The 25,160-nt window shown below is 65.3% G+C and carries 23 protein-coding genes; 14 read left to right on the forward strand and 9 right to left on the reverse strand.

Annotated elements, in window-relative coordinates; translation table 11 throughout:
* The first annotated feature begins 2 nt into the window (after window positions 1-2).
* The 9 genes from AC5Y2L_RS13875 to AC5Y2L_RS13915 all read left to right on the forward strand — a co-directional run bounded on the left by AC5Y2L_RS13875 (window position 3) and on the right by AC5Y2L_RS13915 (window position 9,409).
* Window positions 3-2,243 carry a carbon starvation CstA family protein gene (locus tag AC5Y2L_RS13875; RefSeq protein WP_499936044.1) on the forward strand — a complete coding sequence of 747 codons (2,241 nt, stop codon included), beginning with the start codon at window positions 3-5 and terminating at the stop codon, window positions 2,241-2,243.
* Window positions 2,244-2,335: 92 nt separating this feature from the next.
* Window positions 2,336-2,671, forward strand: a complete 336-nt coding sequence (locus AC5Y2L_RS13880; RefSeq protein ID WP_499936042.1) for a hypothetical protein — start codon at window positions 2,336-2,338, stop codon at window positions 2,669-2,671.
* A 199-nt stretch (window positions 2,672-2,870) separates the two neighbouring features.
* A complete protein-coding gene (locus tag AC5Y2L_RS13885) occupies window positions 2,871-4,412 on the forward strand; it encodes an Hsp70 family protein (protein WP_499936041.1) in 1,542 nt (513 codons plus the stop codon).
* 10 nt (window positions 4,413-4,422) lie between these two features.
* Window positions 4,423-5,088 (forward strand): nitroreductase family protein, encoded by a 666-nt coding sequence (locus tag AC5Y2L_RS13890; protein WP_499936040.1) that lies wholly within the window; start codon window positions 4,423-4,425, stop codon window positions 5,086-5,088.
* A 31-nt stretch (window positions 5,089-5,119) separates the two neighbouring features.
* Window positions 5,120-5,998, forward strand: a complete 879-nt coding sequence (gene ppk2 / locus AC5Y2L_RS13895) for a polyphosphate kinase 2 (RefSeq protein ID WP_499936038.1) — start codon at window positions 5,120-5,122, stop codon at window positions 5,996-5,998.
* Between the two features lie 70 nt (window positions 5,999-6,068).
* Window positions 6,069-6,899: an oxidoreductase gene (locus AC5Y2L_RS13900; protein ID WP_499936037.1), complete on the forward strand. Its 831-nt coding sequence runs from the start codon at window positions 6,069-6,071 to the stop codon at window positions 6,897-6,899.
* Window positions 6,900-6,972: 73 nt separating this feature from the next.
* On the forward strand, window positions 6,973-7,215 hold the full coding sequence (locus tag AC5Y2L_RS13905) for a DUF1918 domain-containing protein (RefSeq protein WP_499936035.1): 243 nt from the start codon (window positions 6,973-6,975) through the stop codon (window positions 7,213-7,215).
* Window positions 7,216-7,314: 99 nt separating this feature from the next.
* Entirely contained in the window at window positions 7,315-8,097 is a 783-nt protein-coding gene (locus AC5Y2L_RS13910; RefSeq protein WP_499936033.1) for an enoyl-CoA hydratase/isomerase family protein, read from the forward strand.
* Between the two features lie 16 nt (window positions 8,098-8,113).
* Window positions 8,114-9,409 carry an acyl-CoA dehydrogenase family protein gene (locus AC5Y2L_RS13915; protein ID WP_499936031.1) on the forward strand — a complete coding sequence of 432 codons (1,296 nt, stop codon included), beginning with the start codon at window positions 8,114-8,116 and terminating at the stop codon, window positions 9,407-9,409.
* A 2-nt stretch (window positions 9,410-9,411) separates the two neighbouring features.
* Here AC5Y2L_RS13915 and AC5Y2L_RS13920 read toward each other — a convergent pair whose 3' ends face one another.
* The 5 genes from AC5Y2L_RS13920 to AC5Y2L_RS13940 all read right to left on the reverse strand — a co-directional run bounded on the left by AC5Y2L_RS13920 (window position 9,412) and on the right by AC5Y2L_RS13940 (window position 13,164).
* Complete coding sequence (locus tag AC5Y2L_RS13920) at window positions 9,412-10,065, reverse strand: MspA family porin (protein WP_499936200.1); 654 nt, start codon at window positions 10,063-10,065, stop codon at window positions 9,412-9,414.
* A 234-nt stretch (window positions 10,066-10,299) separates the two neighbouring features.
* A complete protein-coding gene (locus tag AC5Y2L_RS13925) occupies window positions 10,300-10,494 on the reverse strand; it encodes a hypothetical protein (RefSeq protein WP_499936030.1) in 195 nt (64 codons plus the stop codon).
* Window positions 10,495-10,520: 26 nt separating this feature from the next.
* Complete coding sequence (locus AC5Y2L_RS13930) at window positions 10,521-11,318, reverse strand: SDR family NAD(P)-dependent oxidoreductase (protein WP_499936028.1); 798 nt, start codon at window positions 11,316-11,318, stop codon at window positions 10,521-10,523.
* 53 nt (window positions 11,319-11,371) lie between these two features.
* Window positions 11,372-12,661 carry a lipase family protein gene (locus tag AC5Y2L_RS13935; RefSeq protein ID WP_499936026.1) on the reverse strand — a complete coding sequence of 430 codons (1,290 nt, stop codon included), beginning with the start codon at window positions 12,659-12,661 and terminating at the stop codon, window positions 11,372-11,374.
* A gap of 71 nt (window positions 12,662-12,732) precedes the next feature.
* Window positions 12,733-13,164, reverse strand: a complete 432-nt coding sequence (locus AC5Y2L_RS13940) for a DoxX family protein (RefSeq protein WP_499936198.1) — start codon at window positions 13,162-13,164, stop codon at window positions 12,733-12,735.
* 127 nt (window positions 13,165-13,291) lie between these two features.
* Here AC5Y2L_RS13940 and AC5Y2L_RS13945 point away from each other — a divergent pair, with 127 nt between their 5' ends.
* The 3 genes from AC5Y2L_RS13945 to AC5Y2L_RS13955 all read left to right on the forward strand — a co-directional run bounded on the left by AC5Y2L_RS13945 (window position 13,292) and on the right by AC5Y2L_RS13955 (window position 16,034).
* Window positions 13,292-13,999 (forward strand): C39 family peptidase, encoded by a 708-nt coding sequence (locus tag AC5Y2L_RS13945; protein ID WP_499936024.1) that lies wholly within the window; start codon window positions 13,292-13,294, stop codon window positions 13,997-13,999.
* A 143-nt stretch (window positions 14,000-14,142) separates the two neighbouring features.
* On the forward strand, window positions 14,143-14,556 hold the full coding sequence (locus tag AC5Y2L_RS13950; protein ID WP_499936022.1) for a hypothetical protein: 414 nt from the start codon (window positions 14,143-14,145) through the stop codon (window positions 14,554-14,556).
* Between the two features lie 92 nt (window positions 14,557-14,648).
* Window positions 14,649-16,034, forward strand: a complete 1,386-nt coding sequence (locus tag AC5Y2L_RS13955) for a sensor histidine kinase (RefSeq protein ID WP_499936020.1) — start codon at window positions 14,649-14,651, stop codon at window positions 16,032-16,034.
* Here AC5Y2L_RS13955 and AC5Y2L_RS13960 read toward each other — a convergent pair.
* Together AC5Y2L_RS13960 and AC5Y2L_RS13965 are read right to left on the reverse strand one after the other, a co-directional pair.
* Window positions 16,023-16,691 (reverse strand): response regulator transcription factor, encoded by a 669-nt coding sequence (locus AC5Y2L_RS13960; protein ID WP_499936018.1) that lies wholly within the window; start codon window positions 16,689-16,691, stop codon window positions 16,023-16,025. The two genes, AC5Y2L_RS13955 and AC5Y2L_RS13960, sit on opposite strands and share 12 nt — an antisense overlap.
* 241 nt (window positions 16,692-16,932) lie before the next feature.
* Window positions 16,933-17,274 carry a hypothetical protein gene (locus AC5Y2L_RS13965; protein WP_499936016.1) on the reverse strand — a complete coding sequence of 114 codons (342 nt, stop codon included), beginning with the start codon at window positions 17,272-17,274 and terminating at the stop codon, window positions 16,933-16,935.
* A gap of 117 nt (window positions 17,275-17,391) precedes the next feature.
* Between AC5Y2L_RS13965 and eno the strand changes: the two genes are divergently transcribed.
* A complete protein-coding gene (gene eno, locus AC5Y2L_RS13970) occupies window positions 17,392-18,690 on the forward strand; it encodes a phosphopyruvate hydratase (protein ID WP_499936014.1) in 1,299 nt (432 codons plus the stop codon).
* Window positions 18,691-18,769: 79 nt separating this feature from the next.
* Here the strand turns inward: eno and AC5Y2L_RS13975 are convergent, their stop codons facing one another.
* Complete coding sequence (locus tag AC5Y2L_RS13975; RefSeq protein WP_499936197.1) at window positions 18,770-21,568, reverse strand: DUF2232 domain-containing protein; 2,799 nt, start codon at window positions 21,566-21,568, stop codon at window positions 18,770-18,772.
* A 385-nt stretch (window positions 21,569-21,953) separates the two neighbouring features.
* On the opposite strand from AC5Y2L_RS13975, the gene AC5Y2L_RS13980 reads away from it, so the two are divergent.
* Window positions 21,954-23,312 (forward strand): WS/DGAT/MGAT family O-acyltransferase, encoded by a 1,359-nt coding sequence (locus AC5Y2L_RS13980; RefSeq protein WP_499936012.1) that lies wholly within the window; start codon window positions 21,954-21,956, stop codon window positions 23,310-23,312.
* 21 nt (window positions 23,313-23,333) lie between these two features.
* On the opposite strand, the gene AC5Y2L_RS13985 is transcribed toward AC5Y2L_RS13980, so the two are convergent.
* The gene (locus AC5Y2L_RS13985) at window positions 23,334-25,154 is read right to left on the reverse strand and encodes an FAD-dependent oxidoreductase (protein WP_499936010.1); all 1,821 of its coding nucleotides are present in this window, start codon (window positions 25,152-25,154) and stop codon (window positions 23,334-23,336) included.
* Between the last annotated feature and the right edge of the window lie 6 nt (window positions 25,155-25,160).

Genomic DNA, 25,160 nt, shown 5'->3' on the forward strand with positions numbered 1-25,160 from the left:
GGGTGGACGGAGACATCGACTTCATCCACACCGACCATGCGCTGCCCCCGGTGGCAATCGTCGACCGCTCCCCCATCAGCGTGGTGCACAAGGCCGTCTTCGGCACCGTCGCGGTGATCGGTGCGATCGCCTGGGCCATCATCGCTTTCGTCCGCGGCGAGCCGGTCAACGCGGTGTGGTTCGTCGTCGCGGCGATCTGCACGTACGTCATCGGTTACCGCTTCTATGCCCGGCTGATCGAATCGAAGATCGTTCGCCCGCGCGACGACCACGCCACCCCGGCCGAAGTTCTCGACGACGGGACCGACTACGTGCCGACCGACCGGCGCGTGCTGTTCGGGCATCACTTCGCGGCCATCGCCGGAGCCGGGCCACTCGTCGGCCCGGTGCTGGCCACCCAGATGGGGTACCTGCCGGGCAGCATCTGGATCGTGATCGGCGCGGTGCTCGCCGGGTGTGTGCAGGACTACCTGGTGTTGTGGATATCCACCCGGCGCCGCGGCCGCTCGCTGGGTCAGATGGCCCGCGACGAGCTCGGCGCCACGGGCGGGGCCGCCGCCCTGGTCGGGGTCCTGGTCATCATGGTGATCCTGATAGCGGTGCTCGCGCTGATCGTGGTCCGGGCGCTGGCACAAAGCCCGTGGGGCGTGTTCTCCATCGCGATGACCATTCCGATCGCCCTGTTCATGGGCTGCTACTTGCGATTCCTGCGCCCGGGGCGGGTGGGCGAAGTCTCGGTGATCGGCTTCGTGCTGCTGCTGGTCGCCGTCGCCTCCGGCAATTGGGTGGCCGAAACATCTTGGGGCGCATCGTGGTTCAGCCTGTCTCCGGTCACCTTGTGCTGGTGCCTGATCGGCTACGGTTTCGCCGCTTCGGTGCTGCCGGTGTGGTTGCTGCTCGCCCCGCGTGACTACCTGTCGACCTTCATGAAGGTCGGGGCCATCGCCTTGCTGGCAATCGGTATCTGCATTGCCCATCCGGCGATGCAGGCGCCGGCCATCTCACGGTTCGCAGCGAACGGCCACGGCCCGGTGTTCGCCGGATCGCTGTTTCCGTTCCTGTTCATCACCATCGCCTGCGGCGCCCTCTCCGGTTTTCACGCGCTGATCTCGTCGGGAACGACTCCGAAGCTGCTGGAAAAGGAAGGCCAGATGCGGCTGATCGGTTACGGCGGCATGCTCACCGAATCGTTCGTCGCGGTCATGGCGCTGATCACGGCGGCGATCATCGACCAGCACCTGTATTTCACTCTCAACGCACCCGCGGCGCAGACCGGCAGCACCGCGGCCACCGCGGCGGACTACGTCAACAAACTCGGGTTGCCGGGCGCTCCGGCAACCGCCACGCAAATCGGTCAAGCCGCCAGCAGCGTCGGCGAGCAGTCGATCGTGTCGCGCACCGGTGGCGCGCCGACACTGGCGTGGGGCATGTCCGAGGTGCTGCAGCGGGTATTCGGCGGCGCCGCTCTCAAGGCCTTCTGGTATCACTTCGCGATCATGTTCGAGGCGCTGTTCATCCTCACGACGCTGGACGCGGGCACCCGGGTCAATCGCTTTATGCTTTCCGACGCGCTGGGCAACTTCGGCGGCCCGCTGCGCAAACTGCGAAATCCGAGCTGGCGGCCGGGCGTTTGGATCTGCAGCCTGGTCGTGGTCGGAGCCTGGGGCAGCATCCTGCTGATGGGCGTCACCGATCCGCTGGGCGGCATCAATACGCTGTTTCCGCTGTTCGGCATCGCCAACCAGCTCCTCGCGGGCATCGCGCTGACGGTGATCACCGTGGTGGTGATCAAGAAGGGCCTGACGCGGTGGGCGTGGATACCGGGCGCTCCGCTGCTGTGGGATCTGGCCGTAACCCTGACCGCGTCGTGGCAGAAGGTCTTCTCCGGTGATCCGGCCATTGGCTACTGGTCTGCGCATTTCCAGTATCTGGCCGCCCGGAACGCCGGCAAGACGTCGTTCGGTTCGGCGAAGAACGCCCATCAGCTCGATGAGGTCATCCGGAACACGTTCATTCAGGGCAGCCTCTCGGTGGTTTTCGCCCTGGTCGTCGTCATTGTGTTCGTCGCCGGAATCATCGCTGCAGGCAAGGCAATTCGCGGTCGCGGACGGCCGTTGACCGAGGACGAACCGGTGTCTTCGACGCGGTTCGCCCCCTCCGGTCTGATCGCCACCGCGCCCGAACGGCAATTGCAAAAGCAGTGGGAAGCGCACGACAGACGGGTCGCAGCCGGGTCACCGTGACGGCGTCCGCGCCAGGAAACCACGGTGAGCCGGCGTGCGAATACAGGTAGTCGACTACGCATCCCAAGAGGTGGCCGCCGACCGTACGTTGAGTGCACCAACGGCCGACTCGGGCCGCGAAGGCCGATCAGGAGATCACCGAAATGTCCATTTCATCGGAGATATTCGCCAGCACCATTGACCCAGTCGAGGAGCACACGCCCCAACCGGCCGGAGTTGAAACCGCGCAAGTCCTGATCACCACCCAAGAGGTGCTTTTCAGCACCGCAGCCGCTCGCGGCGTGCGCCCCGACCGCAGCGTCGGGCGGATCGGCTTCACGCGGCGATTCTTCGCGACCTCCACCGATGGTCCACGGCAGCGCCACGAGGCGAGGCGTTACGCGTTCCTCGAGAACGCCCTGATGTCACGGGAAATGGACAGGTTGTGAACGTAGTCGTCGCCGTCGGTTCCGCCGTGCTGATGCTGATGGCCGCAGCCGCCATCTACCGCCTGCAGGGCTGGCTGGAGCGGATCGACTATCGACGCCACTTCGAGGATTGACCGCAGGCCCGCGAGCAGGGCGGAATCCCGGCGCGCCGGGCAAAGGGTGGTACCGAATCCCTCGCGCGGCCCTAAGATTGTGCGGGATGAGAGTCGGTATCGACTTCGGCACCACCCACACCGTCGTTGCCTCCGTCGACCGCGGCAATTACCCGGTCGTCTCATTCGACGGCGCCTTCGAAAGCGCTCATGCCTGGCCTTCGCTCATCGCCGCCAATGCCGCCGGGGAGCTGCGCTTCGGTGTGGACGCCGCGGCGGTTCGACACGAGCCGGGCTGGTCGGTGCTGCGATCGTTCAAACGTCTTCTCAACGACGCCGGGCCGCAGACCGAGGTGAGCCTGGCCGGCCGCAACTACCGGTTGGCCGAACTGCTCACCGGATTTTTGGCTGCGCTCCGAAGCGACCTCTATCACCGGTCGAACGCCGGCCCGGAGCCGGGCGAAACCATCGAGGCCGCCATCGGAGTGCCGGCAAATGCCTCTAGCGCGCAGCGCCTGTTGACGCTGGATGCGTTCCTGGCGGCGGGTTTTCACGTGGTGGCGATGCTGAACGAGCCCTCCGCCGCGGGCCTCGAATACGCCCATCGGTACCGCTCCACGATCACCGCGAAGCGCGAACACGTACTGGTGTACGACCTGGGCGGGGGTACCTTCGACGCGTCGCTGCTGAGAATGACCGGGCCGCTGAACGAGGTCGTCGTCAGCGAGGGCATCCAGCGCCTCGGCGGTGACGATTTCGACGACGCGATCCTGCGCCTCGTCCTGGCCCGGTCGAAGCTGGACACCGACGCGGCTACGCAAGACCTGCTCAAGGAGGAGTGCGCGGTCCGCAAGGAGGCCGTCGGACCGCAGACTCGCCGCTTCCTCGTCGATCTGACTGCCGTGGACCGGCCACCGTTCGCGTGTGGCATTGACGACGTGTACTCGGTGTGCGCGCCGCTCGTCGATCAGACGATCGAACTTCTCGAGCGCGTCCTGCACGACCCGACAAAAAGTGGCCGGGACGTGGCAGGATCCGTGCCGATGTCCGAAGTGGCCGGCATCTACGTGGTGGGCGGGGCCGGCGGGTTCCCCTTGGTTTCCCGGATGCTGCGCACAACGTTTGGCGACAAGCGCGTCAAGCGCTCGCCGTACCCGTTCGCTGCGACGGCCATCGGCCTGGCGGTCTTCCTGGACAATGAGGCCGGTTTCGAGTTGTCCGAACGCTTTTCGCGTCACCTCGGGGTGTTCCGTGAAGCACAAGCCGGGGCCGACGTCGTCTTCGACCCGATCGTGCCCAAGGACGCGTCGCTGCCCGCGGACGGGCGTGGCCCCCTGGTGGTCCGACGGAAATACCGCGCCGCGCACAACATCGGGCATTTCCGGTTCGTGGAGTGCAGCCGACTGGTCAACGGCCGGCCCGACGGCGACGTTACGCCCTACGATCCCGTCCTCTTCCCGTTCGACCCCGCGCTGCACGACCGGGAGGATCTCGGACGTCAGCCGATCGGCCGGTGGAACGACGGCCCCGACGTCGAAGAGCGTTACGTGGTCGCACCCAGCGGCGCGGTCGAGGTAACCCTCACGACCCAGCCGGCCGGTTTCGAGCGCACCTTCCGGCTGGAGCGGCGCGCCGCGGCAACACGGTGAGCCATCAAGGATGGAACTCTACGACGTCATGCGAACCACGTTCGCGGCGCGTGAGTTCACCGACGATGACCTGTCCGACGACGTCCTATGGCGGATTTTGGACAACGCCCGGTTCGCCCCAAGTGGTGGCAACCGTCAGGGCGCACATATCACCGTGGTGCGCGACGCCGACGCCCGAAGCCGCCTTGCCGAGTTGGGCACCGGCGCCGCCCGCCGCTACTTCGCCCAGCTGACCGCGGGCGAAAACCCTTGGAATTCCATACATCCCAGCGCTGTTTCGCAAGACGTCATCGACGCGACGGAAGTCCCCGAAGCTTTCGTAGCGCCGTTCCTGCAAGCGCCGGTGGTGCTGGTCGTCTCCGTTGACCTGGGCGTGGTGGCTGCTATCGATCAGGACTTGGACCGCGTCGGCCTGGCCGGTGGCGCCTCGGTGTATCCACTGGTGTGGAACGTCTTGCTGGCCGCTCGAAACGAGGGCTATGGCGGCACCATCACCACGATGGCCATCGCCGAGGAGGCGCATGTCCGTCAACTATTGGGAATCCCCGACACGCATGCGGTCGCCGCCCTGCTGCCGCTTGGCAAGCCCGCCCGCCAGCTGACCAAGTTGCGCCGCCAGCCGGTCGGCCAGTTCGTCACCCGGGATCGGTTCGACGGCCCCGCATTCGACGGGTGATGCCGCCCCCGGTGCTTGATAGCTTCAGGGCATGAAAGAGATAGATCTGGAAGCCCTTTCGACACCGGAACACGGCTACACCGTCATCGACGAGGACGAAGACGACCCGGTCTTGTGCGATCAGGATGGCAACGACATCGACACGTGGCGAGAGGGATATCCCTACGACCACAGAATGCCGCGCGAGGAATACGAACACGTGAAGCGGCGGCTGCAAATCGAGTTGCTCAAGCTGCAGAAGCACAGCAAGGCCACCGGCACCCGGCATGTGATCGTGTTCGAGGGTCGTGACGCGGCGGGCAAGGGCGGCACCATCCAGCGGTTCATGGAACATCTCAACCCACGCCACGCCCGGGTGGTCGCGTTGGAGAAACCCAGCGAGCGGGAACGAACGCAATGGTATTTCCAGCGCTACATCACCCATCTACCCGCCGGCGGCGAGATCGTGCTGTTCGACCGGTCGTGGTACAACCGCGCGGGCGTCGAGAAGGTGATGGGCTTCTGCTCCGACGATCAATACCGCGAATTCATGCAGCAGGCACCGCAATTCGAGCGGATGCTGGTCGACAACGGCATCAACCTCACCAAGTTCTGGTTCTCGATCTCCCCCGCCGAGCAACGCACGCGGTTCGCCGTCCGACTGGTCGACCCGATTCGGCAATGGAAGTTCTCGGAAATGGATATCGAGTCCGTGCACAGGTGGGACGACTACACGGCGGCGAAGGAGGCCATGTTCGAAGCGACCGACACCGACGTCGCACCGTGGATCGTGGTCAAAAGCAACGACAAGAAGCGAGCCCGGATCAACGCCATGCGCTACGTTCTCGCCAAATCCGAGTACGCCGACAAGGACGACGAGGTCGTAGGAGAGCCGGATCCGCAGCTTGTCGGCCGCGCGTTGGCCGACTAGTGCTCAAGCGTCTGGTTGTGCTGCGGGCACAATGACCACGGACGCTCCCGACTGGAAGGACTTAACTCTCATGTCCACCTGGCTCATCACCGGCTGCTCGACCGGACTCGGCCGCGCCCTCGCCGAAGCCGTGATTCGCGACGGGCATAACACCGTCGTCACCGCACGCGATGCGGCCAAAGTGTCGGACCTCGCGGACAGCGCACCCGAGCGGGTGCTCGCCGTCGCGCTGGACGTCACCAAACCCGACCAGATCACGGCTGCCGTGCAGCAGGCCGAAGACCGGTTCGGTGGCGTCGACGTTCTGGTCAACAATGCCGGGTACGGCTACCGCGCCGCGGTCGAAGAGGGTGACGATGCTCAGGTCCGCGAGTTGTTCGAGACGCACTTTTTCGGCACCGTCGCGATGATCAAGGCCGTCCTGCCCGGCATGCGGGCCCGCCGCAGCGGCGCCATCGTCAACATCTCGTCCATCGGCGTGCAGCTGACCCCGGTGGGTTCCGGCTACTATGCGGCGGCCAAAGCCGCCATCGAAGGCCTCAGTGGAGCTTTGTGCGGCGAGCTGGCACCGCTGGGCATCTCGGTGACAGTCGTTGAGCCAGGCGCATTCCGGACCGACTTCGCCGGACGCTCCCTCATGGAATCGCCGACGAGAATCGACGACTACGACGCCACCGCCGGCAAGCGTCGCAAGTCGAACGACACCATGCACGGCACTCAGGCGGGCGACCCCGCCAAGGCCGCCGCCGCGATCATCGGCGCGGTCGAGACAAGCGAGCCGCCGTCATTCCTGCTGCTCGGTCCCGACGCACTGGTCGCCTACCGCTATATGGCCGATCGGCGTGCCAAAGAGATCGCCAAATGGGAGACGATCACCACCGCCACCGACTTCGACTCCTGACCTTTCCTTGCGTCGCCAACGCGCGCACCATGGAAGGGTCCGCGGGTCACACAGGAGCGAGAAGGAGCAGGTGATGAAGGCCCAAGTCGGTGACTTCCTCGTGGTCAAAGGCACCACCACCGAAAGGCATGATCAGCACGCGGAAATCATCGAAGTGCGTTCGGAAGACGGTTCGCCGCCGTACGTCGTGCGATGGTTGGTGACCGGCCACGAGGCGACGGTGTACCCCGGCTCTGACGCGGTGGTCGTGACCGCGGCCGAGCACACCGAGTCCGCGCGACGTGCTGCGGCGCGGACCGGCCACGGTCCGAAATAGCCGCCTCACAGCGCCACCTTTGAAAGGGAGTCCCGGGAATCTTTGGCCCCTTAGGAGAAGGTAGTTCTCCTAAATCGAGAGACGCATTACGATCGGACGGTGACTTCGGCGCAGACGCTGGAATTCGACCGACCGCACGACGGGGTCGCGGTGGTGCGGCTCAACCGGCCCGAGCGGCTCAACGCCATCAACGAAACAATGCAGTCCGAATTACGGTCAGCCCTAGGCGGTTTGGCCGCCGATCGCTCCGTGCGTGCCGTCGTACTTACCGGCGCCGGCCGCGGCTTCTGTGCCGGCATCGACCTGCGCGACTTTGGACCCAACGCCCCGGAAGCCGCCGCGCCCGCGCTGGACCGAATGCGCTTCCAGGAGGGCATGGCGGCCCTCACCGAGGCGATCCGTGCGGTGCCGCAGCCGGTGATCGCGGCGGTCAACGGTCCGTGCGTCGGCGCGGGATTCGCGCTGTGCCTGGCATCCGACATCCGGATCTGTTCGACAACAGCATCTTTCGGCAACGCAGCCATCCTGCTCGGCCTCTCGGGCGCCGAGATGGGAATGAGCTATCACCTGCCCCGCGTCGTCGGCACCAGCGTGGCCGCCGACTGGATGCTCACCGGCCGGACGGTGTCCGCGCAGGAGGCCGATCGCCGCGGGCTGGTCAGCGAAATCGTCGAACCCGATCGGCTGACCCAGCGTGCGGTGGAGTTGGCGACGCTGATCGCGGGTCTGGCTCCGCTGGGTGTGCAGCTGACCAAACGTGCCCTGCAGGTCAACACCGACGCGACCAGCCTGTCGTCGGCGCTGGAACTGGAGAACCGTAACCAGGTGATCTCCCACGCCACCGACGACGCTGCCGAACTTCGCAAGAAGTGGTCTTCATGATCAGAGAGGACGACCGATGTCCTGGGATTTCTCCACCGACCCGCAATGGGCGCAACAGCTCGAGTGGGTGGACGACTTCGTGCGCACCGAATGCGAGCCGATCGACCTGATTGTCAAGGAATCTCACGACCTCAACGACCCGGTACGCCAGGCCTTGATCCCACCGCTGCAGCAGATCGTCAAAGAGCGTGGCCTGTGGGCCACCCACCTCGGGCCGAAGCTGGGCGGTCCGGGCTACGGGCAGGTGAAGCTGGCGCTGCTCAACGAGATCCTGGGCCGTTCGGAGTGCGCGCCCATCGTGTTCGGCTCGCAGGCCCCCGATTCCGGTAACAGCGAGATCCTGGCCCACTACGGCACACCTGAACTCAAGCAGCGCTACCTCGAGCCGCTGTTGGACAACCGCATTGTGTCCTGCTTCTCGATGACCGAGCCACAGGGCGGTGCCGACCCGAAAGTGTTCCGCACCAACGCCGTTCAGGACGGCGACCACTGGATCATCAACGGAGAGAAGTGGTTTTCGTCGTTCGCCTCGATGGCCTCCTTCATCATCGTGATGGCCATGACCGACCCGGAAGCGCCACCGTATCAGCGCTACTCGATGTTCGTGGTGCCCGGTGACACGCCGGGCATCAACGTGTTGCGCAACGTCGGACTCGGGTATCAACCACTCGGCGGTGGACGTGAGGGTTATGTCCGCTACGAGAACGTGCGGGTGCCGGCCGATCACATGCTCGGCCCGCGCGGTGGTGCCTTCGTCGTGGCGCAAACGCGGCTGGGCGGCGGGCGCATCCACCACGCCATGCGCACGGTGGGGCTGGTGCGGCGCATCTTCGACATGCTCTGCGAGCGGGCGGTGTCGCGCTACACCCAGGGCGAGGTGCTGGCCAGCAAGCAGCTGGTGCAAGAGATGGTGGCCGACTCCTGGATGGAGATCGAGGCCTTCCGGCTGCTGACCCTGCAAACCGCTTGGAAGATAGACCAATTCAACGATTACAAGGCGGTGCGGACTGATATCTCGGCGGTGAAGGCGATGATGCAGAAGGTACTGCACGACGTCTCGTCGCGGGCGCTGCAGCTGCACGGCTCGTTGGGCACCACCCACGAAATGCCGTTCGTGCAGTACCTGGTGGAGTCCTTCGTACTGGGCCTGGCCGACGGCCCAACCGAAGTGCACAAGGTGACGCTGGCGCGCCTGTTGCTCAAAGACCGCCCCGCTTCGCCGGATCTGTTTCCCTCCGAACACCTGTTGCGGTTGCGCGCGGCCGCCGAAGCGAAGTTTGCCGACAAACTCGCCGGCATCCATCGCGGGTGAACTCAGACCGCCTTGGTGACTCCGACGTAGGACAGCACAACGTCGGATTGATCGGTCGCTCGAGTGAGCGTCGCGTAGGAGCGGATGAACGACTGGCCCACGCACCCGTCGATCTTGACGTGGAAGCCCGAGATCATGACCCAGGGGTTTGGACCCTTGAACTGTTTCTTGACCACCGGCACCACGATCACCAGACCCGGTTTGAGGCCCACGCTCATCAGGCCGTTGACCGGCGTCGAAACGTACGGCAGCAAAGGCGGCAACGTACCCGTGGTATCGAACGTTGGCGTGACGCCGGGGATCACCCCGGCACCACCTTCCATGATGACGCCGTTGGACGTGCTCATATCGATTCCGCAGCCGATTTGGTAGCCCACCTCCAGCGTTCCGCGGGGCTCTTCCGGGCCGTTTACCGAGCCGACGAATGTGCCGCTGGACATGTATTCGCGCGACGATATGGCGGCGTTCATTGCCGACACCGGAACTTGCATCTCGTCCTTGGCGCCAAGGGCCAGGGTCCAGCCGTCGGGCGTCTTGATCGTCGACGGAGGGCTCGAGGGCACCGATCCCTCGGCCGGGGGCGCCGCGTCTGGAGGATCGGCAGCCGTCGAGGGCGCCGCGGCCACAGACATGGCCAGGCAAACGGCGACAGCCATGGCGCGACGAATGACGACGGCTATCGGCCTCACGGGCGCCACGCTACGCAGCGCCGGTTTCGAGTCGCGAAGTTTGCTGGCCCGCTGAGCAAAGTTGTTGCGCGTTCGTAATGCTCATGCGATGTAGAATTGGCGTTGGCGACTAACCTCTGGGATAGCCACTGATCCGGACAGACAACAGAGGGGCCAAAGATGGTACTTCGCAGGTACGCCCGTCAGTTGCTGATCGGCACGCTAACGGTTGTAGCTCTGGCGAGCGGTATGGGTATAGCGCAAGCGTCGCCGGACCCAGGTGGGCCGGGGGTGCAACCGGATGTCGACGAATGGCTGGTCCAGGATCCCAGCACCTTCGTGAATCCGACGGATGAAGGCGGGCCCGCCGCCGAGTGGGGTGGGGTCGGAATGTATTGCGAAAACCTGTTCGCTCACTGCAGTTAACGCACCACGCGCTGATCTCAACCGTTTGGTTTCACCCAATCCTCTTCTGCGAGGAACGACTGGGTATGCACGATGCGTCCGGTCATGGTCTTCGGATCGCCCGTACACAACCGCAGCGCGGTCTCGGTGATCAGTTCGATGTCCTCGGTGTCGGTCTTGGCCAGATCGAGAGTGCCCGCTCCGGGAGTGGCTACCGGTTTTGACGGCGCGGCGGCGTTGACGGCGATGCCCTCGTCGTAGAGTTCGGCGGCAAGGCTTTTCGTCAGGCGGTTGAGTGCGGCTTTGGCCGTCCCGTAAATGCCGAATCCGGCGGTGCGGTCGAAATCGGAGAACGGCGGCCCGGGCGGCAGGTCGCCGGCCACGGACGTCACATTCAAAATCCAGCCCCGTCCGCGGTGGCGCATCGCCGGAATCGCCAACTGGATCAAGTGCAGCGGGCCGAAAAGATGCATCTCCATCATCAGTCGAACGCGCCGGTCCGGGAATTGGTCGAGGGGACGCAGGAATGTCACCGCCGCGTTGTTGACCAGAATGTCGGGAGCGCCGACGGAGCTGACCACCGCACCGAAAAGCCGTTCGCGCTCTTCGGCCTTGGAAATATCCGCCTGGATCGCGATGGCCCGGCCTCCGGCGGCAGTGATCTGGTCGACGGTTTGGTTCAGCGACCCTTGATATTTGGGATCGGGGTCCAGGGTGCGTGCCGTCAGTGCCACCGTGGCGCCCTGCGCCGCCAGTCGTGCCGCGATCGCCTTGCCGAGTCCACGACTGCTTCCGGTGACCAGCGCCACCTTCCCGTCACACCGATGGTCATTCATGATCGGACCTCCTTGTCGCCCAAACGCATCAGCCGCCGGGAAGTTTCACGATCCTAGAACTGGCCGCAGTTCGGTGTGCTGGGTTCGCCGTTGAAGCGCGCGGCGATCCATTGCATGGCGGACTCACCGTCCACCAACATCGTCAGCGCGTGGTTGATGATCAGCTTGTTGAGGAACGGCGGCTCCTCGTTGGTGCGGAATTCCACGTTGGCGCCCTGGGCGCACCAGTCGCGGCCGAGTTGATTGGCCGCTGTCCACGGCACCAGCGGGTCGTAACGGTTGATGTCGATCAGGACCGGCGCGTTGGGTTTGTAACGTCCGATTCGCTGCGCGTCGAACAGGGTGCTGAACGGTTCCTCGTTGACCAACTTATAGATGTCTTCGGTGAAGTAGGGCTGCAGATGACGGAACATGAAGTCGAGAAGGGTCTGGCCGACGCATTGGCGCGACACCGATTCCAGCATCGCCAGCCCGCGCGGTGTCATCTTGGAGCGGATGAGATCGGCGAACTCGGGATAGGCGGCCATGACGCTGTTGAGCGCGTACCCGACGGCGCCGACCAGGGCGCTGCCGTCGGCGTAGGGGAACAGTTCCTTCAGGTCGGCCGGCGGCGCCCCGGCGTAGGTGCCCACGATATGGAGCTCGGGGGCATACGAGGGGGCCAGCTCGGCCGCGGACGCGGTCGCACCACCGCCCTGCGAATATCCCCAGAGCGCAACGGGCCCATGCGGATTCAAGGAGGTGTTCGGTAGCTGCATCGCCGCGCGGGCGGCATCCAGCACGGCCTGCCCTTCGGCCAAGCGTCCCACATAGGTGTGCATCGGCGGGGTACCCAGGCCCTGGTAGTCGGTCATCACGATGGCGAAACCACGCGCAACCATCGTGGCGACGAACAGCTCTTCGTAGTTGAACATGATGTCCCAGCCACCCGAATAGTGGATGCCCTGGTTGAACATTCGCGACGGTGCGCACTGGTTGCCCTGGCCCTGAGTACCGGGTGCATAACTGATCAACGGCCGTGGCCCGTTACCTGGCCAGGGGTTGTCGGGCTCGAAATAGGTGCCGGTCACGGCGATTGGATTGCCACGAGTGTCGGTGCTGCGGTACATGATTCGGGTGCCGCTGGCCACGATCGCGCCTAGCTGACCGGACGGCTCCAGGACCAGCCGCGACGGCTCGGTGCGGATCAAGTCACCCGGTTTCCCGGGCGGCAACGGATCTGGTGGTGTGTAGAACTCCGCGTATTGCGGTTCGTCACCGCTGTCGGCCTTCGCATTTCCGATGCCCGCCAGCACTACGGCGATCGCCAGCAAGATCCCGAAGACATACTCGAACCGGCGCATCACGAAAAGGTAACAACGGACAACCTGTCAACGGAAGGGCGTCGTTGACTCTGTTTGGCAGAGGAGAGTCCCTAGGCCCGCAACGCCTTCCGAGTGCGTATCGCATCGATCGAATAGGCGCCGGGTCCCACGAAGACCAGCAGGAAGAAGGCGAAGCAGAAGAGTATCGCCAATGCCCCGCCGTTGCCGCCCGGTGGGTCACCGATGGGCCATAGCGCCTTCGGTTGGTGAATCCAGAAGTAGGCGACCGCCATTTCTCCCGAGGCGATGAATGCGGCGGCCCGGGTGAACAAGCCACTCGCGATCAACAGTCCGGTGATCAACTCGATGAGGCCTGCATACCATCCTGGCCAGGCGCCGACCTCGGTGGCGGATGGGGGTGGAACCGGCCAGCCGAAGATGATGTTCGAGCCGTATCCGGCGAACAGCATGCCGTAGACGAATCGGAACAAGCTGATTACGGCCGGTGTGTAGCGCGCAAGGCGCGGGTTGAGATTTTTCAGCACCACACAACTTTAGGCGGTGTGAAATCCCCGGATCCGGCGCGGGGATTCCGTACACTCTTGCCAACTTTCACCGCCGTAAAGCCCTTCCCGACCAGCCACTCCGCCACAGGGACGAGGACACATCATGATTGGCACCTGCGTCAGGACTGCGGGCGTCGCGATCGCTGTCATGCTCGGACTGGCGCTGGCGCCGTGCATAGCCCAAGCCGGTCCCCCCGTGCCCAACCTGCCGGAAGCCCGGCGCGTGCTCTACGGCGATCCCGTAGCCGCCGCCCGGTTCTGGCGGCACCAGGAGTACGACGACGACTGTGTGCCGATGGCAGTCGCTGACGTGGTCGGTCAACTGACCGGTGACCAGCCGACCGAGGAGGAGATCATCGCCGTCGCCCACTTGTCACGTAGTACAGTGCACAACGGCCCGATGTACACCAAGCCCGCGAAAAACCGTCCGGCGCAAGGCACTTCCTTCGCCGATGAACCGGCGCTGCTCGCCCACTACGGCATCCACGCCGTGAATTCCTACCTCGCCGACGGCCCGAAAGGCGACGCTCCCACCGGAATGGATGTGCTCGAGCTGGCCCTGGCCGAGGGCCGCAAGGTGATCGTCGCCGTCAATGCCGAACTCATCTGGGGCAGGCCCGTCACGACCAAGACCCGCACCGGCGAGCCCGACGCCAACCATGCCGTGGTGGTGACCGGCATCGACATCGGGGCGGGCAAGGTGCACGTCAACGACACCGGCAGTGTTACCGGCCGCGACGAGCAGATACCCATCGACGTCTTTGCCCGATCATGGGCCAGCAGCGGCGACCAAATGACGATCACCGACTAAGCCGCCGTCATATCGGGCTCAGCGGCACCCCATCATCGCCGAACTGTTCTCAAGTATGGGTTTGCTGTGTATCGTCAGACTCGGTCAGCGCGACAACATACCCGCTCGTCAGCGGCTCGCGCCGCACGGAATAGGAGTTAACGATGAACAGCTCGGCCGCACCCACCGCAGGCGCGTTTCGGATACCGTCGCTGGTCCCCCGGCCCACGATATTCGCGGGTTTGCTGACAGCAGCTGCAATGGCCGTGGCCGTCGCAACGCCGGGCATGTTGCCCCCGGCGGCCGCCGAGCCGCACCACACGGTGACCTACCAAATCACCGGCGCCGGTGACGCTTTCTCGATCATTCCCGACCCTGGAACCCCGGTGTATCCGGCCAACACCAACACCTGGGTGCCGCTGCCTTGGTCGCAGACGGTGAAAGTCGCTGGAAGTCCGTACCTGGCGTTGAACTGGACCGACCACAACGGCACCCACGACTGCGTGATCACCGTTGACGGCAAGCCCGTCCCGCTCAGCGAGCACTCGCCGGGACGGTGCGCTTACCAGATTCCATAGACAGACTGACCCTCACCGCAACAGTTCTTCAGGGTCTTCTCAGCCGCCCCGCGGCACACTGAGGGCACAACTGCTCAAGGAGGCCCTCGCGGGTGAAGCGGGTGAAATTGTCGGCACGTCTACGGCCACGCCACTGGGGGATCGCCACCCGCGCAGCGGCGGTGTCCGCGGCCGTCGTCCTCGCCGCGCTCGCCCTGGCCACCGCAGGCTTACTGACCTTGCTTTATGTCCTGCTGCTGTCCGGTGTCGACGACGCCACCGGCGCCCGAGTCAGCGATATCGTCGCCGCATTACGGGTTAAAGCTCCTGCTCAGCTCGACGAGAGTTTGATGGCGACGAACCAGCGGGTGGCGGCGGTACAGATCCTCGACGCCGACGGGCACGTAGTGCGCCGGTCCTCGGGGGCGCCGACGTCGGCTTTGGCGCCCGCGGGATCATTCGGCCCCACACTGAAATCCGGCCTGCCCGACGATGTTTCGCCCGACGACGACATGCGGCTGGCCGGTCAGACCACTGCCACCCCGGCCGGCACATACACCGTCGTGGTCGGCGGTGCCAGTGAGGCCGTCGAAGCAACCGTGCGCACGGTGGCGATCCTGCTGGCGGCGGTTGCCCCACTCATGATCGCGGTGGCGGCCTATGTCAGCTATACGCTCGTGAAACGCTCGCTGCGTTCGGTCGATGCGATCCGCAGCCGGGTGGCCGAAATCTCGGTGTCGGACCTGTCCGAGCGGGTTCCGGTGCCCGCCAGTGCCGACGAGATCGCCGCGTTGGCCGGGACGATGAACGCGATGCTGCAACGTGTCGAGGCAGGCCATCTGGCGCAGCGCCAATTCGTCGGCGATGCCTCCCATGAGTTGCGCAGTCCACTGACCACCATCATCTACGCACTCGAGCTCGTCGAAGCACATCCCGAGCTACTCGACATCGACATGGCCACAAGCACTTTGCTACCCGAGGCGCAGCGGATGAAGGCACTGGTGGAGGATTTGCTGCTGTTGGCTCGCGCCGACGAGAAAGGCTTGGCATCGCCCGCCCATGAGGTGAGCTTGGCTGACATCGTCGAGTCTGCGGCCGCACGACTCCGCCGCGACACCACGCTGACGATCGACACCGACATTGACCAACACGCCGAGGTGACCGGTGACGAGGCCGCACTCGCCCGCATGGTGCGCAATCTCGCCGACAACGCGGCCCGCCACGCGGTGTCTCAGATCGAGCTCTCGGTGCAGCATGCCGACGGCAACAGCGTATTCGTCATCGCCGACGACGGCCCCGGCATACCGGAAGCCGATCGCGGTCGGGTGTTCGACCGCTTCGTGCGACTCGACACCGATCGGTCACGCCAAAGCGGAGGCAGCGGCCTCGGATTGGCGATCGTCGCCGAGATTGTCCGCGCACACCACGGCGGCATCACCATCACCGAGCGGACAGGCGGGGGCGCCCGCATCGCCGTTACCCTGCCGTCACGGCAATAGCCGGTATCCGACTCCCCGGATGGTCTCAATACTGTTGGTGTCGAACGGGTTATCGATCTTTCGCCGTAAATAGCCGACGTAGACCTCCACCACATTGGCCGGCCCACTGTAGTTCACGTCCCACACGTTGGCCAGGATGTCGGATTTGGTGAGCACCCTGTCCTTGTTGCGCATCAAATACTGTAGGACACCGAATTCACGTGCTGTCAAAGAGATCTCAGTGTCGCCGCGGGTGACCAGGCGGCGGGAGGGATCCAGTGACAAGGTGCCGGCGGTGAGAACCGTCGGGCGTTCCGGGGCGCCGCGGCGCACCAGCGCCCGTAGCCGAGCGACCAAGATCTTGAAGGAGAACGGCTTGGTCAGGTAATCGTCGGCGCCCAAGTCGAATGCGTCGGTCTGGTCGTATTCCCCGTCCTTGGCGGTCAGCATGATGACCGGTGTCCACACCTTTGCGCGGCGCAACCTGCGCAGCACTTCGTATCCGCTTCGGCCGGGCAGCATGATGTCCAGAACGATGACGTCGAACTCGTTTTCCAATGCTTCGTGCAGGCCGTCGTCGCCAGTTGCGGCGGTGACCACGACAAAGCCTTCGGCGCGCAGGCCCTTGGCCATCGTCGACGACAGCCGTTCCTCGTCTTCGACGAGCAAGACCTTCACCGAGCTACCCCTCGATTCGCTAACCCGTACCTACTTCGACGCATGATCCGATTGTGCAGCGCCTCGAGCCAATTGGCCGCTGAGCACTTCAGCAGGTACCGACCACACTTCCCTCGACCAGTCCTTCCTTACGCGTCTGCCGATGTGGCAGTGCGCCGCGGTTCAACGGTCCGGACGATCACCCAAATCGCGGCCAGGACATGGACGACGATGTATGGCAGGTTCGCGGCGTAGAACACCGTCAGGTTGAGAGGCTGACCTCGCTCGTCACATCAGCGATCATGTAGATCCCGGTGATGGCGACCATCGCGCCCGCGAGGGGCAGCACGACGTAAGGAAGCCACCGCTTATTGCGGAAGAAGGCAAACGCCGTGACGAGAAAGAATGGTCCCGTCGCGAAAGCGAACCATTGAATGGTCTTCACCCATGAAGGCGGATCGTGAGTGATTGGGTCCACCCTCGTGGAGTAATACTCGCTCGACTTGCTCGACATGCCGAGCGGTATGAGCAGGTCTTGGTTGATCCAAAGTACAAAGAACAGAACGAAGAGCACGGCGAAGGCGAGGTCCACTTTATGACGCATCAGGTCCTCCCGATGTTTAGGCCTGATCCTGTCACGGATGCGCGCTGAGCGGCGAAGAACACCGCTACCCGCGTTCTCAGCGAGGTCTCAGCGATCCCCGCCTACGCTGGCGCTGCCATGTTCAGCACGGCCCGCCCACGGATCGCATCTGTCGTTGCCCGGCAGCTGCTGGACTGCAAGGCGCGTCCATTGGTCGAAGTTGAAATCACCACGGACACCGGTCATGTCGGTCGAGGCGCGTCGCCGACGGGCACTTCGGTAGGCGTACACGAGGCATTCGTGCTGCGCGACGGCAACCCGGCCGAATACGCCGGGCTGAGCGTGCACCGCGCCGTCTCCGCCGTGCGTGACGAAATCGCCCGCGCACTCGTGGGCACCGAGCTCGACGACCCGCGAGTTCTCGATCGGCTCATGATCGAGCTCGACGGCACCCGCGATAAACACCGGCTCGGCGGGAACGCGATCTACTCCACCTCGGTCGCGCTGCTGCGAGCGGCGTCCGCGGTGGCGGGCATGCCCGCCTACTCCTACGTCGGTGCGCTGTTGGGGCTGAAATCGCCCACCACCGTGCCGGTGCCGACGTTCAACATGATCAACGGCGGCCGCTACGGGGATACGTTCCAGGCGTTCTCTGAGTTCCTCGTCATGCCGTACCGCGCCGACTCGATCCAGGCGGCGGTCGAGCGGGGAGTGCGCTTGTTCGCTGTGCTCGGCGACGTGCTCACCGAGCGGTTCGGCCGCCCACCGCAGCTGGCATCGTCGTACGGCTATGTCGCCCCCTCTGGCGACCCCCGGGTCGTCATGGAAGTGCTGACCGAGGCTGTCGAGCGCGCCGGCTGTGCCGACGTCATGGCGTTCGCGCTGGACTGTGCGTCCGGCGAGGTGTACGACAAGCGCACCCACACCTATCCGCTCAACGGGGAGCGGGTGACGGCGGAGGCGTTGATCGACTACGCGCGGACGCTGACGGAGGACTTCCCGATGGTGTTCATCGAGGATTTGCTCGACGCCGACGACTGGGACGGCTTCATCAAGGCGGCCGAAACGATCGACCGCGCAATGATTCTCGGTGACGACCTGATCGTCACCAACCCTGAACGACTGCGGCGGGCGGTGCAGCTCTCCGCGGTCGACGGGTTCATCCTGAAGCCCAATCAGGTGGGCACCGTCGCCGAGGCCCTGGACTGCTACGAATACGCCTGCCAGAACGCAATTCTGGCGATCCCGTCCGGACGCTCGGGCGGCGTCATCGACGACGTCGTGATGGATCTGGCGGTGGGGCTAGCGGCACCATTCCAGAAAAACGGGGCGCCGCGGTCCGGTGAGCGCATCGAGAAGCTCAATTTCCTATTGCGAGCGGCCGAACGCATTCCGGACTGCGGGCTCGCCGACGTGCCGGCGCTGGTGCGGTTCTGAGCCGGGTAGCGGCACGCCGAACGTGGGGCTTATCCATATATTTTGGTTTGCGTCCGTAGCGCCCACGCTCGGCGGGGGGCTATATTCCCAGCGCCAGCTGGGCGAGCACGGCGGCGGCGCACACCGCCAGCACGATCGAAAGTGCTAGCCAGTCAGCTCGTTTCGGCCGCGACGGGGCCGCTGAGAGTTGACCGGCGCCGCCGCGCGCGGTGATCGCATCGCCCATCTCGTCTGCCCGCCGCAGCGTCACGGTGATGACGGCGACGACCAGGTCGATCACGTCTGCCACCAGTTGCCGCAGGCGGGCCCTGTGGGTTGGCGGTGTCTGCTTGGGCCGCAACCGGCGCGCGGCGAAAAGTACCCGGAATTCGTCGATCAGCATTGGGAAGGTGCGCAGTGCGAGCGCCAATGCGACCGACCAGTCGTCGATCGGGATTCGCAGTGGCCGTAGCCGGCGACCCAAAGTGGCCACCGCCGGGGCGATTTCGGCGACGTTGGTGGTCCACGACACCAGCCCGCCCAAGCCGAGTAGCACGATCGACAGCGCCCCGATGCGCAGGAAGTCCAGCAGGCCGCCGAGACCGAGCGAGAAGTAACCCAGGTGGAGATGCGGACTGCCGCCGGCCGCGGCGGCAGTGGCGCCGACGATGGCCAGCAGGACCCACAGCCAGCGTGGGACCGACGGCAGCACACCCCGGGGAATGCCGGCAATCCAGACCCCGCCCAATACCAGCGCCGCCATCAGCCCGATGGCCAGCCATCCCGGGTTTACTGCCAAGAACGCGGAAATGCCCAGTGCGACAAGCAGTTTAGTACCTGCCCACAGTTCGTGGATGCGCGATCGGCCGGGCACCGGACGTAGCAACACCACCGGACGCGGCGAGCGACGAGGGCGCTTGGGCGGCAGGGCGGCTGGCTGGTCATCGACCGAGGTCACCGCCGGCGCCGACGCCAGCCGCCCGTCACGCAGGTGCAGGGTACGCGGGCACAGCTCCTCGAGCCCGGCGAAGTCATGCGAGATGACCACCACGGTCAGCCCGGTGGCGCGGCGCCGCTCGGCGAGTAGCCGGACCAGCCCGCGCTGGCTGACGGCGTCCAGCCCGGCCAGCGGCTCGTCGAGAATCAGTACCCGCGGCGCGCGGGCCAGCAACCCGGCGAGTACCACGCGGCGCATCTGGCCGCCGCTGAGCTGGTCGATGCGCCGCTTCGCCAGCGCCCCGTCCAGGCCGACGGCGGCCAGCGCCGCGGTCACCCGGGCGTGATCGTCAGGCGAAAAGCCCGCCGCCGAGGCAACTTCCAGATCGACCCGGCTGCGCATCAACTGCAGCCGGGCGGACTGAAACTGCAGCGAGACGGCGCCGACCTGCTCAGCGGCGGCACGCCCGTCGAGAAGGCAAGTGCCCGAGGTGGGTACGGTCAACCCCGCCATGATCCACGCCAGCGTCGACTTACCGGATCCGTTGCCGCCGTGGATCAGCAGCCCGTCGCCTTCGTACACCGTGAAGCTGATACCGCGCAGCGCGGTCTGCTCCCACGGGGTGCCGCTGCCGTATTCGTGTGCGACGCCGGTGAGTTCGAGCACGGGCGCGTGGGGCTGGTGGCCCAACGCAACCGTCGGCGGCGGCGGGGCTGCGGTCTGGACCATGGCGGCGTTGTCCAGCGAGTCGCTGAGATCGATTGTGCGGTCGGCGAAATCGGCCTCATCACGATAATGGGTGATGTGCACCAGCGCGGTCTGGTGACGGTCGGTCAGCGTGGACAGCACGTCGAGCAGAGCCTCGCGGCCCTGGGGGTCGACCATACTGGTGACCTCATCGGCGATGAGCAGCGCGGGTTCGCGCGCCAGCGCCGCGGCGACGGCCAGGCGCTGCAGTTCGCCGCCGGACAGGCCGCCGGTGTCGCGGTCGGCGAGGCCGTCCAGCCCCACCTCGCGCAGTAACCGGTCGACATCAGTGGTCCGGCCCGGAGGCAGCCCCCAGACCACGTCGTCGGCAACTCGCGTGCCCAGCACCTGGGTTTCCGGGTGCTGCATGATGACCGCGGTGCCGCCGATCTCGCCGAGACCCACGGTGCCGGGCCGTTCCACGGTGCCCGATGTCGGTTCGCGGCCGGCCATAACCAGCATCAGCGTGGTCTTCCCCGACCCGTTGGCACCGGTGATCGCGACATGCTCGCCCGCGCTCAGGTCCAGACTGACCGCCCGCAGCGCGTCGTGGTCGGCGCGCGGGTAGCGGAGGCGGACCTGGTCCAGCCGCACCGGCAGCGGCTGAATTGGCCCGGCGCCCGCCGGGATGTCCAGTTTGTGCACGTCCGGTACCACGCGCAGCCGCTCCAGCACCCGCGACAGTGCCCACCAACCGATCAGGGACGCGCCGACGATCGCGACGACGGCGTATCCGAGCACCAGCCACTGCCAGTAGTCCAGTGCGTCCGCGAAGAACCGCTTGAGTTCCGGTGCGACGGTCTGCAGGTGGGGCACCCGCGCCACGAGCGTCGCGACGCCGTCCACGGTCGCGGTGATCGCGTGGAATACCAGCTGCCGCAGCTTCGTCAGGACGGTCAACGCGCCGACACCAGCGGCGCCGGCGAGGAAGCCGGCGCCGACCGCAACCGCGAGCACGGTTGGTGTGCCGCGACGGCGTCGTTTCACGGCTCCGGCCAGGCCGCCGACATAGGCGCACAGCGCGATCGCACCCAAGCCGCTCACGCCGACGACCAGGAAGCCGATCACGCTGGCGGCGACGGTCGCGGTGATCAGAACGCGCATTCGGTAGCGGTAGGCCAGCAGCCCCATCGGCACGGTGCCCAGCAGTCCCAGGCCCCCGGCGTGCGGAAGGACGACGGCAATAATCGCGATTGCCGCGCACAACGCGCCCATCACCGATGCCTGCGCCAATTCGTGGGGTGGCAGCGACCGAGCCCGGTGCCGCCCGTTCGCCGGTAGCGCGCAAGGTTCCTCGACGTCATCGCGACTACATACCGGGACCATTTGCCGCATCGCTTGACCCCCCAACGGTGTGTGCCCGCAAGACGGGTAAACCGCCCCGGGCGTGGGAGCGCCAGTGTATTAGCGCGCGGCTGAGACCCCGCTGAGAAAGAAGCGGCACCGTCCGGCTCTAAGCGACCTCATATGGGCGACGGCTTCGCGAGAGTCCTCATATTGCCAGGAATTATCGGTGTATCGCGTACATATGCGGTCTCTGGCGACGTCAGGCTCAGCCAAAACCAGGGCAGCCAATTTGCTGGCGCGGTCTAATGGGTGGATGGACTTGATGGTGCCCACCGACTCGCTGTATCTACTCGCCGAATCACGTGAGCACCCTCTGCACGTGGGCGGCTTGTCGTTGTTCACACCACCAGAAGGGGCAGGTCCCGAGTTCGTCCGGAATTTCACCGGCGCGCTGGTTGCCAACGAACCGATTCAGCCCACCTTCCGTAAGCGCCCCGCCCGGATAGTGCCTGGGGTCGACATCCTGGCATGGACCTACGACGACGAGATTGACGCCAATTACCACGTGCAGCGAGTGGCACTGCCGTCCCCGGGACGAGTTCGTGACCTGCTCGAGCTGACCGCCAAGCTGCATACCAGCCTGCTCGATCGTCGTCGCCCGCTCTGGGAGGCGTATGTGGTGGAAGGGCTGAACGACGGCCGATTCGGCTTGTACATCAGGGTGCACCACTCGCTGATCGACGGCGCCGCGGCGGCCAAGCTATTGGAACGCTCACTCTCTGTCGATCCGTTCGAGACGGAGGTGCGCGCGATGTGGACCGTGCCTCAACTCGAGCGTCCACCGGCAGCAGGGCAGTCCATATTGGGTTCTTTGACCAAGGCCGCGGGATCCGTTGCGGGGCTTCCCTCTTCGACGTTGAAGCTGGCTCGTGGAGCGCTGGTGGAGCAGCAGTTGACGTTGCCTTTCGCCGCACCGCGCACCATGTTCAACGTCAAGATCCGGGAAGCCCGCCGGTTCGCTGCTCAGTCGTGGTCGCTGGACCGGGTGATGCGGGTGAAGAAAGCCGCCGGGGTGAGCTTCAACGACGCAGTCCTGGCGATGTGCGCCGGCGCCTTGCGCTACTACCTACTCGAGCAGGAGGCGCTGCCGGACACGCCGCTGATCGCGTTGGTGCCAGTGAGCCTGCGGCCGACGGCAGACGACGGCAGCAGCGGCAACAAGGTCGGCGCCATCCTGTGCAACCTGGCCACCGACGTCGACGACCCCGCGCAGCGGATCGAGATCATCGCCACGGCAATGCGGGGCAACAAGAAGGTTCTCGCCGAGCTGCCGCGGGCGCAGGTGGTCGCATTGTCGGCGATGAGCATCGTTCCGCTCGGGCTGGGTGATCTGCCCGGTTTTGTGTCGACGACGCCGCCGCCCTTCAACCTCGTCATCTCAAACGTGCCCGGACCGGCCGAGCGGATGTATTCCGGCGGTGCCCGGATGGATGCCAGCTACCCGCTATCCCATCTCACAAATGGGCAGGCCCTGAATATCACCTTCATCAACAATGCGGATAGCCTCGATTTCGGCCTGCTGGCATGCCGCCAAAGTGTGCCGCACCTGCAGCGACTGCTGGCGCACCTGGAAACGTCTCTCAAGGATCTCGAACGCGCTGTTGGTGTGTGAAAGGCGTTGCTGCACAAGCACTTAACTCAAATGGTGCACTTCCTGCAACCCGTATACCGGTGTGGGGATGCCTTCATAGCGGGCCTTGAGTTGCAGCGCGAGAAATAGCGAATAGTGCCGGGATTGGTGCAGGTTGCCGCCGTGGAACCACAGGTTCTCCTGCTGGGTCGGCTTCCACATGTTGCGCAACTCGCCTTCCCACGGGCCGGGATCTTGGGTGGTGCCCGACCCCAGGCCCCACACCTTGCCGACTTTGTCGGCGACGTCCTGGCCGATGAGGTCCGCCACGAAGCTGTTCATCGATCTGAATCCGGTGGCGTAGACGATCAGGTCGGCGGGCAGTTCGGTGCCGTCGTCGAGAATCACCGCCTTCTCGGTCAGCCGCTGGATCCCGCCGTGGCACAACTTGATGCTGCCGTCGCAGATCAGGTCGGACGCGCCGACATCGATATAGAAGCCGCCACCGCGGCGCAGGTACTTCATGAATTGGCCGGAATCGTCGTCGCCGAAATCCAGGCGGAAGCCAGCCTTGTCCAACCGCTCGTATAAGTCCTTGTCCCGCAGCCGCATTGCGTCGGATATCGGTTTTTGAAAGTCCGCGATGATTCGGTATGGCAGCGATGCGACCGTCAGGTCGGCTTTCTCGGTGGTGATACCGGCGGCCGCCGCCTGCTCCGAGTAGAGGCCGCCGAGCCCGATCTCGAGCACCGCCTCCGACGTGACGACGAGGGTGGACGCGCGCTGCACCATCGTGACGTCAGCGCCGTTCTCGTACAGCGCTTTGCAGATGTCGTGCGCGGATGTGCCGGAGCCGATCACCACGGCGCGCTTGCCGGCATACCCGTCCGGGCCGGGGTGCTGGCTCGAATGATGCTGCTCTCCGCGAAAGACGTTCTGGCCAGGTAACTTTGGCAGGTTTGGCTTGCCGGCCATTCCCGTCGCCAGCACCAGGTGGGTGGGCCGCAGCGTGAGCCGTTCGGCGCCGCGGTCGACCTCGACTTCCCACCGCTTTGCCTGGGCGTCGAACGACGCCGACAGGCACGTCGTCGAGGTCCAGTACGGGATCTCCATCACCCTCGCGTAGAACTCCAGCCAGTCCGCGATTTTGTCCTTGGGCGAGAAGACCGGCCAGTTCGCCGGGAACGGCAGATACGGAAAGTGGTCGTACCACACCGGATCATGAAGGCACAGCGTCTTGTACCGCTCGCGCCAGTTGTCGCCCGGGCGCGCATGCTTATCGACGACGATGGCCGGGACCCCGAGCTGGCGCAACCGCGCACCGAGTGCGATTCCGCCTTGCCCTCCGCCGACGACCACCACGTAGGGCTGCTGCGAATAGCCCAGCGACGCTTCCTCTTCCGCACGCTTTTCCGCCCACGACCGGCCGTCCGGATCGGGGCCGTGTACTGCGCCCAGTGCGCGACGGGAATTGATCGGCTGCTCATGGCCCTTCAACTCGTCGAGCGCGGTCAACAGTGTCCAGCCGAGGCCGTCCTTGAGCCGCAGATGACCGACACCCCGCCCGACCGCCGTCTCGAATTCGATGAACGCCGACGTCACGCCACCGCCGTCGTCGGTCGGTGTTTCGCGGGTACGGAATCCGGACGGCTCGGTGTCTTCGAGTCGCGCGCGCAACATATCGGCGATGCCGTCGCGTCCCTCGACGGTTTTGATGTTCCAGGTGAACGCCACCAGGTCGCGCCAGAGGCCGTCCGGGACGAACTTCGCTACCACCCGGTCGATGTCGCGCGCCGCCAGCGCGGACTCGAATTCGTCCAGCCACGCCTGCACGCGCGTCTGCGGTGATTGCGCGATGGCCGCCGCATCCAGCTGTCGAGTCATGGGCAG

This window comes from Mycobacterium sp. NGS66 (genome assembly GCF_059812225.1).